The organism is Clostridioides sp. LIBA-6822 (assembly GCF_056688955.1).
The window spans coordinates 3,795,483-3,813,063 of sequence record NZ_CP196995.1 but is presented as its reverse complement, the minus strand read 5'-3'; the positions used below and the strand labels follow the sequence as shown (position 1 = coordinate 3,813,063).

Here is a 17,581-nt window from a genome sequence, read left to right as displayed (position 1 = left end):
ATTGTCGATTCATATAATTAATTAGAGCAATACTCAATATTTATAGAGTGTTGCTCTAATTTTAAAATAGGGAGGATTTATTATATGAGTAATTATAAGGACAATTCAGGTCCAAGTTTGTATCAAGATATAGGCCCAACAGGTCCAACGGGTCCTGCAGGTCCAACAGGGCCAACAGGTCCTAAAGGAACGACTGGAGCAACAGGGGCCAATGGAATAACAGGGCCAACAGGAAATACAGGAGCAACTGGAGCCAATGGAATAACAGGCCCAACAGGAAATACAGGAGCAACTGGAGCTAATGGAGCTACAGGGATAACAGGCCCAACAGGAAATATCGGAGCAACAGGAGCAAACGGAATAACAGGCCCAACAGGAAATACAGGAGCAACTGGAGCTAATGGAATAACAGGGTCAACAGGAAACAAAGGAGCCACAGGAGTAAATGGAATAACAGGTTCTACAGGTCCAACCGGAGTAACAGGAAATACAGGAGCAAATGGGATAACAGGTCCAACAGGAAATGCTGGAGCAACAGGAGCAACGGGCCCAACCGGAGCAACAGGAAATACAGGAGCAACAGGAGCCAATGGAATAACAGGTCCAACAGGAAATGCTGGAGCAACAGGAGCCAATGGAGTAACTGGAGAAACAGGAGCAACAGGAAATACAGGGGCAACAGGTCCAACAGGAAGTACAGGAGCAACGGGATTAAATGGAGTAACAGGTTCTACTGGTCCAATAGGAGCAACAGGTCCAACAGGAGCAGATGGGGAAGTAGGTCCAACCGGAGCAGTAGGAGCAACAGGTCTAGATGGAGCAATAGGCCCAACAGGAGCAGTAGGAGCAACAGGCCCAACCGGAGCCAATGGAGCAGTAGGGGCAACTGGAGTGACAGGAGCAACAGGGGCAGATGGAGCAATAGGTCCAACTGGAGCAACAGGGGCAACCGGAGCCAATGGAGCAATAGGTCCAACCGGAGCAGTAGGAGCAACAGGCCCGACAGGAGCAGATGGAGTAGTAGGTCCAACTGGGGCAACTGGAGCAACCGGAGCCAATGGAGCAGCAGGTCCAACAGGAGCAGTAGGAGCAACAGGAGCTAATGGAGCAGCAGGTGCAATAGGTCCAACAGGTCCAACAGGAGCTAATGGAGCAGCTGGTGCCACAGGAGCAACAGGAGCAACAGGGGCCAATGGAGCAGCAGGTCCAACAGGAAACACAGGAGCAACAGGAGCAGCAGGAACAGCAGGAGCAATAGGCCCAACAGGCCCAACAGGGGCCAATGGAGTGGCAGGAGCAACAGGAGCAACAGGAGCAACAGGGGCCAATGGAGCAACAGGTCCAACAGGAAACACAGGGGCAACTGGAGCATTAGCATCAAATAATGCACAATTTACAGTAACTTCTCCAAGCTTAGTGAATAATTCATTGGTGACATTTAATTCATCATTTATAAATGGAACTAATATAACTTTACCAACAAGTAGTACTATAAATCTTGCAGTTGGAGGAGTGTATAATGTATCTTTTGGTATACGTGCTACGCTTTCACTTGCAGGGTTTATGGCAATTACAACTAACTTTAATGGAACAGCTCAAAATAACTTTGTAGCAAAAGCAGTAAATACACTTACCTCATCAGATGTAAGTGTAAGTTTAAGTTTTTTAGTTGACGCTAGAGCAGCAGCAATAACTTTAAGTTTTACCTTTGGCTCAGGAACAACAGGTACTTCTCCATCTGGTTATGTATCAGTGTATAGAATACAATAATTTATATGAGAAATAAAAAACTATAAGATAGTAAAAGATATTATTATATATCAATAAGTGAAATAATAGATAAGAAAATATTTATATGCAAAAGAAATAGATAGAAGTTATAAACTTTAGAAATATGTTAAAATCTCAATCTATTAAGTATTCAAATTTTAAAATATGGATATTTAAATAGATTGAGATTTATTATGTATAAAAAGCTATCCTAATATATCTGACATTTTATAAAGTCCAGATTGTTTACCAACTAAGAATTTAGCTGCGATTATAGAACCGTTTGCAAATACCTCATCAGATTGAGAATGATGACTTAATGTAAGAACTTCATTATCTCCTGCAAATATAACGTCATGGTCGCTGATTATATTACCACCTCTTATAGAGTGTATTCCAATTTCGTTTGCTTTTCTTTTACAATCTCTACCATATCTTCCATGTGTGTTTATACTTTCTGGTAATACTTCTTTAATTGCATTTGCTATCATAGTAGCAGTTCCACTAGGAGCATCTTCTTTTCTATTGTGATGTTTTTCTATGATTTCAATATCAAAGCCATCTAGCATTTTTGATGCATCTTTAACTAATTTGATTAAGATATTCACTCCAAGAGATGTATTTGATGACAATAATACAGGAATACTTTTTGATGCTTCTTCTATTCTGTTTAAATCACTCTCATCATAGCCAGTAGTGGCTAATACCACAGGTGTATTATTTTTTAGTGCATATGATAATATTGGCTCTAAAGTTGCATGATGTGAAAAATCTATTATGACATCAGTTTTTTCAGTTACATCAGTCATTGTTTTATAAAGTTTTGTATCACCATGACAACCTTTTTCATCAGCAGACCTAGCTACACCACACACTAGTTGTAATTCACTATCCTTTTTTACACATTCTGCTAATACTCTTCCCATTGTTCCATTATAACCGCTAATTATAACTTTCAACATAAATTCCTCCTATGAAATTAATAAAAATTTGTTGTATTACTATAAGTTTATTTTATCACTAATATAATCTATATAAAATAATATTAGTGATAATAGGGTTACAATTTACTGGATATTTAAAAAAGTGTACTCAAATTTAATATATATTAAATATAAGTTCATATTTCATAAAAGGCATTTAAAAATTAATATTGATATATTAAAAATACTAAAGATATATATAGGTGAAAATTTAGAGTATTAACTTTAAATTCAACATTTAGGGCATTAAAAGTGATATTATTAAATTAGAAATATCTTAACTTAATACACGAATATGGGAGTGATAGATATGTTAAAAGAAGAAAAAACTTATCAAGAGAAAGAAGCGAAAACATTTAATGGAGTAGTGGCTTTGATAATGATTATCTTGTTTTTAATAGTTTCAATAAGCATCATGGTTTTTGGAATAATAAAACTTGATAATGGTTTTGCTGGGATAGGCTCACTTATGCTAATTTTAGGGCTTGTATTTATACTGGTAGACTTTATCCTATGTTTTGGTCTAAAAATGATTAATCCTAAAGAAGCTATAGTTCTAGTTTTGTTTGGTAACTATTATGGAACTATAAAAAAAGAGGGATATTATTGGGTAAATCCATTTTGTTCAGCAATAAATCCAACATCATCGAGAATTAATGTATCAAAATCTTCTTCTGATGAAAAAGTAGATATATCATCTAATCCAAGAGGGAAAAAAGTATCTTTAAAAACGATGACTCTTAATAATGAAAAACAGAAAGTTAATGATTTACTAGGGAATCCAATTATAATAGGAGTTGTTGTAATTTGGAAAGTTATAGATGCAACTAAGGCTGTGTTTAATGTGGATAATTATAATACATTTTTATCTATTCAATGTGATTCAACTATTCGTAATGTTTCAAGACTTTATCCATACGATGTGTCTGAAGATGGAGATGAGAAATCTCTTCGTGGTAGCAGTCAGGAAATAGCAGATAAATTAAAAGACGAATTACAATCAAGAGTTGATATTGCAGGAATTGAAGTGTGTGAAGTGAGAATTACTCACCTTTCCTATGCACCAGAGATTGCAGCAGCGATGTTACAACGTCAACAGGCAGAGGCTATAATAGCAGCACGTAAAAAGATTGTTGAGGGGGCTGTGAGTATGGTAGAAATGGCACTAACTAATTTAAGTGAAAATAATGTTGTAACTTTAGATGAAGAACGTAAAGCAGCTATGGTAAGTAATCTATTGGTGGTTCTTTGTGGTAATAAAGATGCACAACCAGTAGTAAATAGTGGTTCGATGTATTAATCTAAGGTAAAGTTAAGATAGTTTAAAATGCTGAATAAGAATGAATAAAATACAATAAAAATAAGTAATCAGATTTAGTAAAATAAATAAACATAGTGGAAATAAGCAGTCGGATTTGATAAGGATAAACAAGAATAAAAATAAGAAACTATATTGAATAAATTAAATATTATAAAAAGAGGGTGTCTCTAATGAATTAAATTCATGTTGAGACACCCCTTTGCTTATACATTACTTATTTAATTAGTCTAAATTTCTAAGGTCATCCATAAGTTTAGTCTTGTCAGCCGTTTTTTCATCTTTCATTTTTATAACTTTAGCAGGAGAACCAGCAACAACAGCACCAGCTTCTACGTCAGTAGTTACAATAGCACCAGCTGCAACAACAGCACCTTTACCGATTCTAACACCTTCAAGAATAACTGCATTAGCTCCTATTAAAACATCATCTTCAACTATAACAGGAGTAGCAGAAGGTGGTTCTAAAACACCAGCAACAACAGCTCCAGCACCTAGATGAACATTTTTACCAAGAGTACCTCTAGCTCCAATAACAGCATTCATATCTACCATAGAACCTTCACCAATAACAGCTCCTATATTTATAACAGCTCCCATCATGACAACAGCATTTTTTTCTATAGTAACCATGTCTCTTATTATTGCACCTGGCTCAATTCTTGCATGTTCACTTAAAGTATTTTTTAGAGGAATAGCAGAATTTCTTCTATCGTATTCTACATGAGTATCTATTATATCTTTACCATGTTTATCTAATACTTCCATTATATCTTCATAGTCACCTATAAATATATAAGAACCATTGCATCCAAATACTTTAAATTTATCAGTTGATTGGAAATGTAAAGAGTTAGTATTTACATATACCTTAACAGGTGTTTTCTTTTTAACTTCTTTTATATATCTTGCTATTTCATAAGCATCGTTTAAATTTACCATTTGTTAATTCTCCTTGTATTTCATTATATTTCTTTTATTATATACTTATTTATCAATTTTAGTATATACTTACTTTTCATTATTTACATTTTATTTTACAGATTTTTTATTATATAAGCATAGTATCAAATAAATTTATCTATTGTATATATTTGAGTTATACTGTGTATTCTCATTATATTATTGTTATTATCCTAACATGCTGTCCATATTATAAAATCCTGGTTTTTGTTTAACTAAATATTTAGCAGCAGCTATAGAACCACTTGCAAAGATACCACGAGATTGTGCTTGATGGCTTATTGTAAGTACTTCATTATCTCCAGCAAATAGAGCATCATGTTCACCAACAATGTTTCCACCTCTTACAGCATGAATACCAACTTCGTTTGGTTGTCTTTTCGCACTACGACCATATCTACCATAATTATTTTCAACGTTTGGTAAAACATCTTTTATAGCGTTAGCAATCATAACAGCTGTGCCACTTGGGGCATCTACTTTTCTGTTGTGATGTTTTTCTATTATTTCTATATCAAATCCTTCTAATAATTTAGCTGCATCTTTAACCAATTTTACTAATACATTTACACCAAGAGACATATTATATGATTGGAATACAGGAATAACTTTAGCCGCTTCATGTATTTTGTTCATTTCTTCATCATTATATCCAGTAGTAGCGATTACTAAAGGTGTCTTAGTTTTTAAAACATAAGATAAGATATTATCTAAATTAGAGTGATGAGAAAAATCTATAACTACGTCAACTTTTTCAACTATAGTGCTCATATCTTCATAGATTTTAAGGTCACCTTCACAGCTATCCATACCTCTAGCTGCAACACAAACTAATTCTAATTCACTATCTTCTCTTATAGTATCGGCTAAAATCTTACCCATTTTTCCATCATAACCAGTTGCTATAACTTTTAACATAATTTCCTCCTATGATTAAGGGCTAACTTTTGACCAAACTTATTTTTTACCATGCATCAATTTTTACTATGCATTAACTTTTAGTCCAAAGTTAACTAATTCTTTCTTTAATACTTCTAAATTTGCTGGGTCCATTTCTGCTAGAGGTAATCTTAAATCTCCAACATTGAATCCTAATAAATTCATTGCAGTCTTAACTGGTATAGGATTTACTTCTATAAATAAAGCTGCGATTAGAGCATCCATACCAAGTTGTAATTTTCTAGAACCTTCTATATCGCCTTCAAAGAATTTGGCTACTAAATCGTGAGTTTCTTGAGGGCAAACATTAGCAAGTACTGATATAACTCCTTGACCTCCTAAAGACAATAAAGGAAGTATAGTATCATCGTTACCAGAGTAGATAGCAAAGTCATCTGGTACTAAGCTAGCTATTTCTGCAACCTGTCCTAGGTCTCCACTAGCTTCTTTTACAGCAACTATATTATCTATTTTAGCAAGTTCAACTATAAGGCTAGGGCTTATATTTACACAAGTTCTTCCAGGGACATTGTAAAGTATAATTGGAAGTTTGACACTGTTAGCTATTGTTTCAAAATGACGTTTAAGTCCAGACTTATTAGCTTTATTGTAATAAGGAGTTATGATTAATAGAGCATCTACTCCTAATTTTTCAGCTTCTTGGCTTAGATTAACTGAGTGCATAGTATCATTAGAACCACTTCCAGCTATAACAGGAACTCTTTTATTAACTTTTTCTACAACATACTTAATAGTAGCAAGTTGTTCTTCATCAGTCATAGTATTAGCTTCACCAGTAGTACCACAAGATACTATAGCATCAGTACCATTAGCTATTTGGTATTCAACCAATTCGCCTAATTTGTCAAAATCAACTTTGTTATCCTTTGTAAATGGTGTAACTAGAGCAACAGCAGAACCTTTAAATATCATATAAAATCAATCCCCTCTTTTTTATTTTTGTGTTTTATATTACAGTTACTTCTAATGCTTGTTTTTGTGTTATTATTAATATTTTACAAAATTATATATTTATACAATTTTGCATATTATACTAAATCGTATGATAAAGCCATTTCAGCTATTTGAATTGCATTAGTTGCAGCACCTTTTCTTATATTATCAGCAACAACCCAAAGATTTACACCATTATCAACACTAAAGTCTCTTCTTATTCTTCCAACAAATACTTCATCTCTATTGTCAAATTCTACAGCAGTTGGATATTCATTATTAGCAGGATTATCAACTACTACAACCCCTGGAGCTTCTTCAAGTGTTTTTACCAAACCTTCTAATTCAAATGGATTATTAAATTCAACGTTTATAGATTCACTGTGACCATTTCTTACTGGAACCCTTACAGTAGTTGCAGTTATTTTTAAGTCGTAATTATTAAGTATTTTCATAGTTTCATTTACCATTTTCATTTCTTCCTTAGTATATCCATTTTCAGTAAATGAATCTATATGAGGAAGACAATTGTAAGAGATTTGATGAGGGTAGAATCCAGTAGGATTACCATTCATTCCTTGCTCTAAATCCTCAACTCCTTTAACACCAGAACCAGATACAGCTTGGTAAGTAGAGTATACTACTCTCTTAATTTTGTACTTATCATCAAGTGCTTTAAGAGGAACCATAGCTTGTATAGTAGAGCAGTTAGGATTAGCTATTATGCCTTTGTGTTCTTTTATTGCCTCTGGATTTACCTCAGGAACTACTAAAGGCACATCTGGGTCCATTCTCCAGTGACTAGAGTTATCTACTACTAAGATTCCATTTGATGCTGCTATTGGAGCATACTTTTCACTAATACTTCCTCCAGCAGAGAATAATGCTATTTGTATACCTCTATCAGTAAATGAAGTTTCCTTCAATTCTTCTACTATATATTCTTTACCACCAAATACTACTTTAGAACCAGCTGATTTAGAAGATGAGAATAAAAATAGATTTTCTATTGGAAAATTTCTTTCTTCTAATACTTTTAAAAATGTTCTACCTACCATTCCAGTAGCACCAACTATCGCTACATTTACTTTTTTCATATAAATTCACCCCAATTTTAAATTATTAAAACATTATTTTATTTGATTTTAGTTATACAAGTAAGATATGTTAATATTTTTATATATCCAAAAACTTTAATATTATATTAACAACTTTAATTATATACAAAAAACGTACAAAGGTATACTTTGTACGTCTAATTTATCACTCAAAGTAAACCCTGTAGCTCATCACTCATAATATAAGTGACAGTATTACACATGTTATGTGTAATCCCAGAAAATATAATTGCAAGAAATATTTTCTTCGGCTGTAAATCCTTTTTCCAATCATTAACGCCTGCCAGCTACTATTGGATACTCTTAGTTACAGCTACCTCTACCCTAGGTTAATAGGATATTAAAATTTGATTATTCTAATAATAATACATATTTAAGAAAAAATCAACTTATTTATATAAATATTGCTAAAATTTAAATCCAAAATTTGTAATTTCTTGTTTTAATACATTTAGATTAGTTTCTTCCATTTCAGCTAGAGGAAGTCTTAAATCTCCAACATTAAAACCTAAAATATTCATGGCAGTTTTAACTGGCACTGGATTTACTTCTATAAATAAGGCAGCAATTAAAGCATCCATATCAAGTTGTAATTTTTTTGAGCCTTCAATATCACCTTCAAAGAATTTAGTTACTAAATCATGTGTTTCTTTAGGACATATGTTAGCAAGTACAGAGATAACACCACTTCCACCTAATGATAATAGTGGTAAGATAGTATCATCGTTACCGGAGTATATAGCAAAGTCTTTAGGTACTAATTTAGCTATTTCTGCAACTTGAGCTAAATCTCCACTAGCTTCTTTTACAGCAACTATATTATCTATCTTAGCAAGTTCAGCCACAACAGATGGCTTTATATTTACTTTAGTTCTTCCAGGTACATTATATAAAATAATTGGTAACTTAACGCTATTTGCTATTGTTTCAAAGTGAAGTTTAAGACCTTTTTCATTAGTCTTATTATAGTAAGGAGTTATTATTAAAAGACCATCGACTCCTAATTTTTCAGCTTCTTGACTCATATGAACAGACAACATAGTATTGTTTGAACCAGTACCTGCAATGACAGGTATTCTTTTGTTAACTTTTTCAACTGTATATTTTATTACAGCAAAAATTTCAGATTCACTCATAGTAGTTGCCTCACCTGTTGTTCCACAAACAACTAGTGCATCTGTGTCATTCTCAATGTGGTATTCGATTAATTCACCTAATTTTTCAAAGTTGACATTATTATCCTCTGTAAATGGGGTAACTAAAGCAACAGCAGAACCTTTAAATAACATATAATCAAATCTCCTTTTTTATCTAAATTTAATTTTTTAAGTACAATAATAATTATAGTACAAATTAATTAATTTTAATAGGTATAGTTAATATCTTAACTGTTTAAATAAGATATTTATATTATATTAATATTACAAAAATTTGAAATAAATGTTTTATTCTCAAAATATGCATATTAATTTAATAAAATATACCAAAATGGAAATAAAAAATAAATTTTATGCGAATTTAATAACTAATAATTAATATATTTAGGTTATAATAAATATGTGCGTAAAATCTAATAATAAGTAATAATACGGAAAATTTAGGAGGAATAATATGGATACTTTAAAGGAACTTTTTAAAATAGGAAGTGGGCCTTCAAGTTCTCATACTATGGGGCCACAAAGAGCAGCAGAAAGATTTAAAAATGAAAACCCAGATGCAGAAAGTTTTAGAGCAATATTATATGGTAGTTTGGCAGCTACAGGAAAAGGTCACTTAACTGACTATATAATTGAAAAAACTATAGCACCTAAAAAAGTTGAAATTGTTTGGGAAGAAGATATTATAAAAGATTTTCACCCAAATGGAATGAAGTTTGAAGCTTTAGATAAAGAAGGAAATGTAACAGCTGAATGGACTGTATACTCTGTAGGTGGAGGAACTATAGCAGAAGAAGGTCAGAGAAATAGCAAAAGTAACAGTATATATCACCTAGATACTATGGATGAAATAGTAAAATGGTGTAAGGAAAATAATAAGACTTTAGTAGATTTTGTGTTGGAATGTGAACCAAAAGACATAAAAGATTATATAACAACTATAAAAGATGCTATGAGAAAATCTATTGATGATGGACTAAGCACAGATGAGATAATACCAGGTAAACTATTATTAAAAAGAAGAGCAAGTACATTTTATAATGCATACCAAAAAGATAAGAATTTCTCAACGCTTGTATACGCATATGCACTGGCAGCGTCAGAGCAAAATGCTTCTGGTAATATAATAGTTACAGCACCAACTTGTGGTTCTGCTGGTGTAATTCCAGGAATATTCTTTGCAATGCAAGATTTTTATAAGTATGATGACGAAAAAATAATCGAAGCTCTACTTGTAGCTGGGATAATAGGAAATATAATAAAAACTAATGCATCAATATCTGGAGCAGAGGTAGGGTGTCAAGGTGAGGTTGGTGCAGCTTGTTCTATGGCAGCAGCGGCAGTAGCATACTTAAAAGGTGGGACTATAGACCACATTGAATATGCAGCAGAAATAGCACTTGAGCATCATCTAGGAATGACTTGTGACCCTGTATATGGATACGTTCAAATTCCATGTATAGAAAGAAATGCAATGGCAGCTCAAAGAGCTTACGATGCAGCTAATTATGCATTATTAACTGATGGCTCACATTCTGTCTCCTTAGACCAAGTTGTTGAAACAATGAAAGAAACTGGTATAGACATGATGGATAAGTATAAAGAAACTGCTAAGGGTGGACTTGCTAAACATTTCTTCTCTTGCTAAAAAATAAAATTTTTAACTAATAATTCCCCTGTTTTGATTTATGAAACAGGGGAATTATTATTAATGGTGAATTATTTAATAATGCAAAATATTTTTATATTAAATTTAATTTTTTACTTTTAATTAGTATAGTTTGTTATATAATATTTTAATTATGAGAGATATAGAAATATTTTTTAATAAATTAGAATTTGGAGGAGATTACATGAGAGAGGCATCATATTTACAAGAGCAACTTTATAAACATAGAAAGGCATTAAACCCAATCGCAGAAATTGGAAGAAAAGAATATAAGACTTCAAAGTACATAAGAGATTATCTTGACAAATTGGGAATTAAATATGAAGTTTATTTAGAAACAGGTATAGTAGGTATAATAGAAGGTAAAAGACCTAAAAAAGATATAGCTTTTAGAGCTGATATAGATGGGCTTCATAGCGAAGAGGGTGTAAAACATTTATGTGGTCATGATGGACATGCTACTATATTACTTGGGTTAATTGAGTATTTAAATGACAATAAAGAAGAGCTAAATGATAATATAGTATTCATATTCCAACCAGCAGAAGAAGGGCCAGGGGGAGCAAAAGCTTTAATAAATGAAGGTGTGCTTAGAAAATATAATGTTGATGAAATATATGGGCTTCATATATATCCAGAGTTACCTGAAGGTTATGTTGGTACAAGAGAAGGATACTTTATGGCTCAAATAGGAGATATTGACATAGAAATAGTGTCTAAAAGTGGGCACGGTGCTATGCCACAAAATGGGATTGATGGGATAGTAATAGCTTCAAACTTTATAAGTTCACTTCAAACTATAGTATCAAGAAATATAAGTCCAATAGACAATGCAGTGTTGACTATTGGTAGAATTGAAGGTGGGGCTAGAAGAAATATAATAGCTGAGAACATAAAGATGGAAGGTACTATGAGATGTTTCAGCCCAGAAGTGTATGAGAAAATGAAACTTAGAGTTAGAGAACTTGCTAGAGGGTTTGAAGTAGCTTATAACTGTAAAGTTAATATAAATATCATAGACGATTATATTGCTGTTAAAAATGACAAGGATTTATATCAAGAATTTGTATCAGCTGTTGGAAATGATACTGTTGTGGAATTAGAGCCACTTATGATATCAGAAGATTTTTCTTACTATCAAAAAGAAGTTCCAGGTTTATTTTTTATGTTAGGTTCAAAAAATGAGGAAAAAGGATTTGTAAATGGCCTTCATAATATAAACTTTAATTTTGATGAAAAGATATGTGTAAATGCACTGAATGTTTATGCAAAATTATTGAAATATAAAGAAGCTATAAATTAAGAAGTAATTTATAAATATTAAAAAGTAGAGATACTTAAATTTAAAAAGATGTGAATTGATAAATACCCCTTACATATTTGTATAAATTTCTTTTAATTGACAAAAATACAAATAAGAAGGGGTGATTTTTTTGAAAGAAAATATGCAAAGAGAAAAGAAGATAACTAATGGCAAGAATACTAAAATATTGACAAATGATGATATAATGAAATATGAGATAGCCTCAGAACTAGGTCTTATGGACAAAGTTGGAGAACGTGGATGGGCAGGGCTTACAGCTAAGGAAGCTGGAAGAATCGGAGGTATGCTTACATCACGCAAAAAGAGGCTGAAAAAGATTGTGGAGGGGCAGAATAAAAAGGATGAGTCAATATAGCGATTTTGCGTTTGTATACGATGAACTTATGAATGAAGTTGATTATGAAGGCTGGGTTAAATATATAGAAGATATAATAGATGATGAAGGTGTAAAAGTAAAAAATATATTGGAATTGGCATGTGGTACAGGTAATCTTACAATTCCATTAACTAAAAAAGATTATGATATAGCTGGCATCGATATATCTGATGAGATGCTTAGTGTAGCAAGAGAAAAAGCAGAAAAAGAAGGAGTAGAATTGGTTTTACTTCAACAAGATATATCAGAACTAGATTTTGAAATATCTGATTTAGATTGTGTGCTTTGTGCTTGTGATGGATTCAACTATATAACCTATGATGATGATTTGGAAAATGTATTTTCAAAGACATATGAATTATTAAAAAAAGATGGAATATTTATATTTGATATAAGCTCATTTTATAAATTAGCCAATATATTAGGAAATAATATGTATGGTGAAAATAGAGAAGATATAGCATATATGTGGCAAAATTACTTTGATGATGAAGAAAATCTAATTGAAATGGAGCTTACATTTTTTATTAAAGATGAATATGGAAAGTTTGAAAGATTTGAAGAAGTACATCAACAAAGAGCGTATACTGAAGATGAAATAGTTGATATGCTTAAAGAATCTGGGTTTAAATATATAAAATCTTATGGAGATTTTACTTTTGATGAACCTAATGAAGAAAGTCAAAGGATATTTTTTGTATGTAAAAAATAAGATATTTTTGTATGTAAAAAAATTTTGTATATATTTGTATATAGAAGATAAATGTCATATAAAAATACAACAAATACAGGTTTATATATTAAAACAAAGTGATTACGTTTTATGAACCATTACTTTTTGATAATTATAAAGTTTTATAGATTGAGAGTAAATCTAATATAGAAGAACTATTATCTAAGGTTAAAATAGGTAAGTATTTATATATTGAAATTAAAATAGTAATATATTGAAATTAGATAATTAACGAAATATGGAGGAATATAAATGAGAGATTATGTATTAAGAGCAACATCAGGAAATGGTCAAGTTAGAGCATTTGTTGCAACTACTAGAAACACAGTGGAAGAAGCTAGAAGATTACATGAAACTACAAAAGTAGCAACAGCAGCACTTGGAAGAACATTAACTGCAACATCTATAATGGGACTAATGATGAAAAATGATAGTGATAAATTGACTGTAATAATAAAAGGTGGAGGCCCAATTGGAACTATTATTGCAACAGCAGATTCTAAAGGTATGGTAAAAGGGTATGTAGGAAATCCACAAGTAGAAGTTGAAGACTATCCAAATGGTAAGTTAAATGTAGCTGCAGCAGTAGGTACAGAAGGTGTTGTAAAAGTTATTAAAGACTTAGGCCTTAGAGAGCCATATAATGGTACTTATCCATTGGTAAGTGGAGAGATTGCAGAAGACTTTACTTATTACTTTGCAGTATCAGAACAAACTCCATCAGTAGTAGCTTTAGGTGTACTTACAAAAGAAGAAGAAGTAGAGTTTGCGGGAGGATTTATAGTTCAATTGATGCCAGATGCAGAAGAAGAGACGATTGCTAAATTAGAGGAAAATGTAGCTAAATTACCTTCAGTAACGAATCTGTTAAAAGAAGGAAAATCACCAGAAGATATATTAAGTATTGTTTTAGATGGTTTAGAGCCTAAGATACTTGATACTTGTGAAGTTGGATTTATGTGTGAATGTTCAAAGGAAAGAGTAAAAACTGCTTTAGTTGCAATAGGTAAAAAATCATTAGCTGAAATAATAGAAGAAGACAAAAAAGCAGAAGTTGGTTGTCAATTCTGTAATAAGAAGTACATGTATAGTGAAGAAGAGTTACTTGAAGTTTTAAAAGAAATGTAGACTATGAAAATAGTCGTATTTATATAGTAATTAAAGTATAATTTATCTAAAATAGACATGTTTAGATTAAAAATAAGCTTAATAAATTTTAAGAATTAAGAAGCTTTCTAGCTGTAATATTTGCAATGTTACGGTTAGAAGGCTTTTTTATTTTATTATAGCTCGTGTCAAAGATTGTATGAAACTATAAAATATTGTAAAATAATTTGTGTATTTCAACCTATTTGCCACAAAGGTTTATCATATATTTGAATTAATAAGAAGGAGAAAACTTTAAATATGGAAAATAAAACAAAGCACATAGGCATAAGTATATTAATATTATTAATGATATTTTTAATTGCGAAGAATTTTAATGGAAAACTTGAAATGCCTATTCCTAAGAGTAATAGCAGGAAGCTTAAGTCAGTAGCAGTATTTTATCCTCAACATCAAGATGATGAAGTCCTATGGGGTGGAAGTGCAATTGTAGATGCTATAAAACAGTGTGGTGTTAATAATGTATATGTTGTACTAGTATCAGATGGTTCTGGGGTTAACGTTTTTAAGGCTAATACTAAATTTAGAAATCTGACTAGAAAGCAAAAAGAAGAGCTTAGAAATAATGAATTTAAATCTGCTTTGAAAGAACTTGGAGTGAAATCTCAAAATGTAATTATACTTGCAGATATAGATAAAAAAGAAGGAACACATTATGAGTTAATGAAGAAGACTATATTGGATTTTGAGCATAAATTTAAGGGTGATGTTACTCATATAGCTCATCATTATAAGTATGATGACCATATAATGCATAGAAAAAATGGAGAAGTTTTAAAGAAGCTTAAACGTGAGCGTAAGATAAAAGACGACTTGTATTTTATCAAGCCGAAATATGTAAAGTATATACCAAGAAATGAAAGAGCTATCTATAAAGCAGTGGATTTTAATGACTACAATAAAGTCAAGAGTGCATGTTATGAATATAAGGTTGTAAATTCAAAACGTAAAATGTATGGAATAGGATATATTTCAGCACATAGCTATTTTGAACATCTTTTAAATGACCCTGAGCTTACATCTGTGTTAAGTGGAGATTAATTGTTAATATTAACAGATGGAGATACTCTAGCATGGAGATTAAATAATATAAAAAATAAATATGTTTAAATAACATATAAAATGCCCCTAGAATCTAAATAATTAAATTCTAAGGGCATTTTTACTACATATTTTAGCACTTAAGAAATAATTTAGACTAGCTCATTTTTATAAGTAAATACACTTAATAAATTATTCTCTATATAGTAAAATTTTCTTGCATCTTTTTTAAAAATATTTCAGCAGCAGGTGAAAAAACTTGATACTTTTTCCATACAATATTTAAGCCTGATTCAAGATTTGGCTCTAAAGGTCTAAAGCAAAGGTTGCTATTCTCAGTTGTATTGACTAATTTCTGAACCTCCCATGACTAAAGTCACAGGGTTCCTGTTTCATAGAATTTCGCATACTAAAATATGTCTTACCAATTCTCCACAGGCTATCCCCGTAGTTCCTACGGTTCTTACATAAGTTATCTATTTTAAACTGCTATTAGTCTTAATCCTTCTTTTAGTATATTTATACTTGCATTTATATCTCTATCGTGAGTTTCATTACAACAAGGACAAATCCATTCTCTTATACTTAAATTCTTCATTTCCTTGTTTTTGTACCCACATTTATTGCATATTTGTGAACTTGCAAAGAATTTACCTACCTTTACAATTTGTCTACCATACCAATTAGCCTTATATTCTAATTGACGAATAAATTCTGACCATGACACATCAGAAATTAAACGAGATAGTTTACGATTTTTAGTCATATTCTTTACTTGTAAATCTTCTATGCAAATAATATCATTCTCTCGTATTAATTTAGTAGATAGTTTTTGTAGAAAATCCTTCCTTTGATTAGCTATATGTTCTTGAAGTCTTGCAACTTTTAACCTTGCTTTATTTCTATTTGAACTACCAATTGTTTTTCTCGATAATTCTCTTTGTAATTTAGCAAGTTTGTTTAATGACTTTTGAAGATACTTAGGATTTTCTATAAATTGTCCACAACTTGAGATACAAAATTCTTTAATTCCTAAATCTAAACCTATCTGATTATTAGTATTTTCAAATGCTTCAATATCTATATCAGTACAACATAATGATACATAATATTTACCACTTGGTTCTTTGGATACTGTAGCATTAAGTATTCTCCCTTGAGGTACTTGTTTATCCCTTACTTTGACCATACCAAGTTTAGGTAATTTTATATATTGACTAAAGTACATAATATTTCCATTTGTAAAGTTAGTTCTATATGAAAATCTGTTAGTTTTCTTTGATTTAAATTTAGGAAATCCTGTATTTTCTTTAAAGAATTTTTTATATGCGTTTTCTAAATCTTTTAAGGTGTTTTGTAGTGAAAATTTGTCAGGTTCTTTAAGCCACTTTAATTCTCTTTTTAAATTGGTCAAATCAGAACTACACTGTTTATAAGTAAAAGTTTCTTTATCACTTTCATAAACTTCTATTTTTTTAGCAAGATACTTATTATATACAAATCTACAACATCCAAAAGTTTTGTTAATTAACTCTTGCTGTTTTTTATTTGGATACATTCTAAACTTATAAGCTTTTTCCACTACTATCACCTCACTTTAATTGTTTTTTATGATTATTAATATACATATCCGAGTAACTTCTATTTTTCATCACCCATTATAATATTAACAAACGTAATTATTTAAAACAATTATTTAGAAGGTTTTTATATTTATTTCTAAATAACATATTTAAGAACCGTAAGTCCTAACTTTTATCATTTTTGAGGTTGTCGTTCACATAAGTTCGCTACTACCTATGCAGTTCTCTTATGAACTTCTTACATTTTCATGCAAGCACAGACTATATCTTATCCTTCGGCATTATCCGTTAAGGTCTACCCACTTCCACTACCAATAGCTTGTAATGTACTTCCCTCAAGAGGAATAGTCGTTGAAGTTTCTCCTATTCGGAGCTTACCTGCTGATTGCCCATTTTAAAGTACTTAGGATTTAACCTTATACCATCTAACCAATTTTTTCTACTTTCGTAACTTTCACACTTAGGTTTATTTCATCCTTATGTTTT

General features: G+C 31.2%; 15 protein-coding genes and 1 riboswitch. Of the genes, 8 read left to right on the top strand and 7 right to left on the bottom strand.

What is annotated here, in order from left to right:
* Nucleotides 1-84: 84 nt before the first annotated feature.
* Nucleotides 85-1,770 carry an exosporium protein gene (locus ACTG48_RS18005; protein ID WP_479917595.1) on the top strand — a complete coding sequence of 562 codons (1,686 nt, stop codon included), beginning with the start codon at nt 85-87 and terminating at the stop codon, nt 1,768-1,770.
* Between the two features lie 206 nt (nt 1,771-1,976).
* Here ACTG48_RS18005 and dapB (ACTG48_RS18000) read toward each other — a convergent pair whose 3' ends face one another.
* Complete coding sequence (gene dapB / locus ACTG48_RS18000; protein ID WP_479917594.1) at nt 1,977-2,732, bottom strand: 4-hydroxy-tetrahydrodipicolinate reductase; 756 nt, start codon at nt 2,730-2,732, stop codon at nt 1,977-1,979.
* A gap of 331 nt (nt 2,733-3,063) precedes the next feature.
* Between dapB (ACTG48_RS18000) and ACTG48_RS17995 the strand changes: the two genes are divergently transcribed.
* Complete coding sequence (locus tag ACTG48_RS17995; RefSeq protein WP_479917593.1) at nt 3,064-4,053, top strand: SPFH domain-containing protein; 990 nt, start codon at nt 3,064-3,066, stop codon at nt 4,051-4,053.
* A 243-nt stretch (nt 4,054-4,296) separates the two neighbouring features.
* On the opposite strand, the gene dapD is transcribed toward ACTG48_RS17995, so the two are convergent.
* The 5 genes from dapD to dapA (ACTG48_RS17970) all read right to left on the bottom strand — a co-directional run bounded on the left by dapD (nt 4,297) and on the right by dapA (ACTG48_RS17970) (nt 9,334).
* On the bottom strand, nt 4,297-5,013 hold the full coding sequence (dapD, locus tag ACTG48_RS17990) for a 2,3,4,5-tetrahydropyridine-2,6-dicarboxylate N-acetyltransferase (RefSeq protein ID WP_021386275.1): 717 nt from the start codon (nt 5,011-5,013) through the stop codon (nt 4,297-4,299).
* A gap of 189 nt (nt 5,014-5,202) precedes the next feature.
* Nucleotides 5,203-5,952, bottom strand: a complete 750-nt coding sequence (gene dapB / locus ACTG48_RS17985; RefSeq protein ID WP_479917592.1) for a 4-hydroxy-tetrahydrodipicolinate reductase — start codon at nt 5,950-5,952, stop codon at nt 5,203-5,205.
* A 66-nt stretch (nt 5,953-6,018) separates the two neighbouring features.
* Nucleotides 6,019-6,906, bottom strand: coding sequence for a 4-hydroxy-tetrahydrodipicolinate synthase (gene dapA / locus ACTG48_RS17980; RefSeq protein WP_254478790.1), 888 nt, complete (start codon nt 6,904-6,906; stop codon nt 6,019-6,021).
* A 116-nt stretch (nt 6,907-7,022) separates the two neighbouring features.
* The gene (locus ACTG48_RS17975; protein WP_479917591.1) at nt 7,023-8,024 is read right to left on the bottom strand and encodes an aspartate-semialdehyde dehydrogenase; all 1,002 of its coding nucleotides are present in this window, start codon (nt 8,022-8,024) and stop codon (nt 7,023-7,025) included.
* 177 nt (nt 8,025-8,201) lie between these two features.
* Nucleotides 8,202-8,375, bottom strand: a riboswitch (Lysine riboswitch).
* Nucleotides 8,376-8,452: 77 nt separating this feature from the next.
* Nucleotides 8,453-9,334, bottom strand: coding sequence for a 4-hydroxy-tetrahydrodipicolinate synthase (gene dapA, locus ACTG48_RS17970; RefSeq protein ID WP_479917590.1), 882 nt, complete (start codon nt 9,332-9,334; stop codon nt 8,453-8,455).
* A gap of 322 nt (nt 9,335-9,656) precedes the next feature.
* Between dapA (ACTG48_RS17970) and ACTG48_RS17965 the strand changes: the two genes are divergently transcribed.
* From ACTG48_RS17965 to ACTG48_RS17940, 6 genes are all read left to right on the top strand, one after another.
* Nucleotides 9,657-10,850: an L-serine ammonia-lyase gene (locus ACTG48_RS17965; RefSeq protein ID WP_021386175.1), complete on the top strand. Its 1,194-nt coding sequence runs from the start codon at nt 9,657-9,659 to the stop codon at nt 10,848-10,850.
* A gap of 205 nt (nt 10,851-11,055) precedes the next feature.
* Nucleotides 11,056-12,174 (top strand): N-acetyldiaminopimelate deacetylase, encoded by a 1,119-nt coding sequence (locus ACTG48_RS17960; RefSeq protein WP_479918806.1) that lies wholly within the window; start codon nt 11,056-11,058, stop codon nt 12,172-12,174.
* A 130-nt stretch (nt 12,175-12,304) separates the two neighbouring features.
* The gene (locus ACTG48_RS17955; protein ID WP_021386217.1) at nt 12,305-12,550 is read left to right on the top strand and encodes an alpha/beta-type small acid-soluble spore protein; all 246 of its coding nucleotides are present in this window, start codon (nt 12,305-12,307) and stop codon (nt 12,548-12,550) included.
* Nucleotides 12,537-13,283 carry a class I SAM-dependent DNA methyltransferase gene (locus ACTG48_RS17950; protein ID WP_021386219.1) on the top strand — a complete coding sequence of 249 codons (747 nt, stop codon included), beginning with the start codon at nt 12,537-12,539 and terminating at the stop codon, nt 13,281-13,283. Before ACTG48_RS17955 ends, ACTG48_RS17950 begins: the two co-directional genes overlap by 14 nt.
* A 273-nt stretch (nt 13,284-13,556) precedes the next feature.
* Nucleotides 13,557-14,432: an Hsp33 family molecular chaperone HslO gene (gene hslO, locus ACTG48_RS17945; protein WP_021386186.1), complete on the top strand. Its 876-nt coding sequence runs from the start codon at nt 13,557-13,559 to the stop codon at nt 14,430-14,432.
* 279 nt (nt 14,433-14,711) lie between these two features.
* Nucleotides 14,712-15,512, top strand: a complete 801-nt coding sequence (locus tag ACTG48_RS17940) for a PIG-L family deacetylase (RefSeq protein WP_479917589.1) — start codon at nt 14,712-14,714, stop codon at nt 15,510-15,512.
* 481 nt (nt 15,513-15,993) lie between these two features.
* On the opposite strand, the gene tnpB is transcribed toward ACTG48_RS17940, so the two are convergent.
* The gene (gene tnpB, locus ACTG48_RS17935) at nt 15,994-17,103 is read right to left on the bottom strand and encodes an IS200/IS605 family element RNA-guided endonuclease TnpB (protein WP_479917588.1); all 1,110 of its coding nucleotides are present in this window, start codon (nt 17,101-17,103) and stop codon (nt 15,994-15,996) included.
* Between the last annotated feature and the right edge of the window lie 478 nt (nt 17,104-17,581).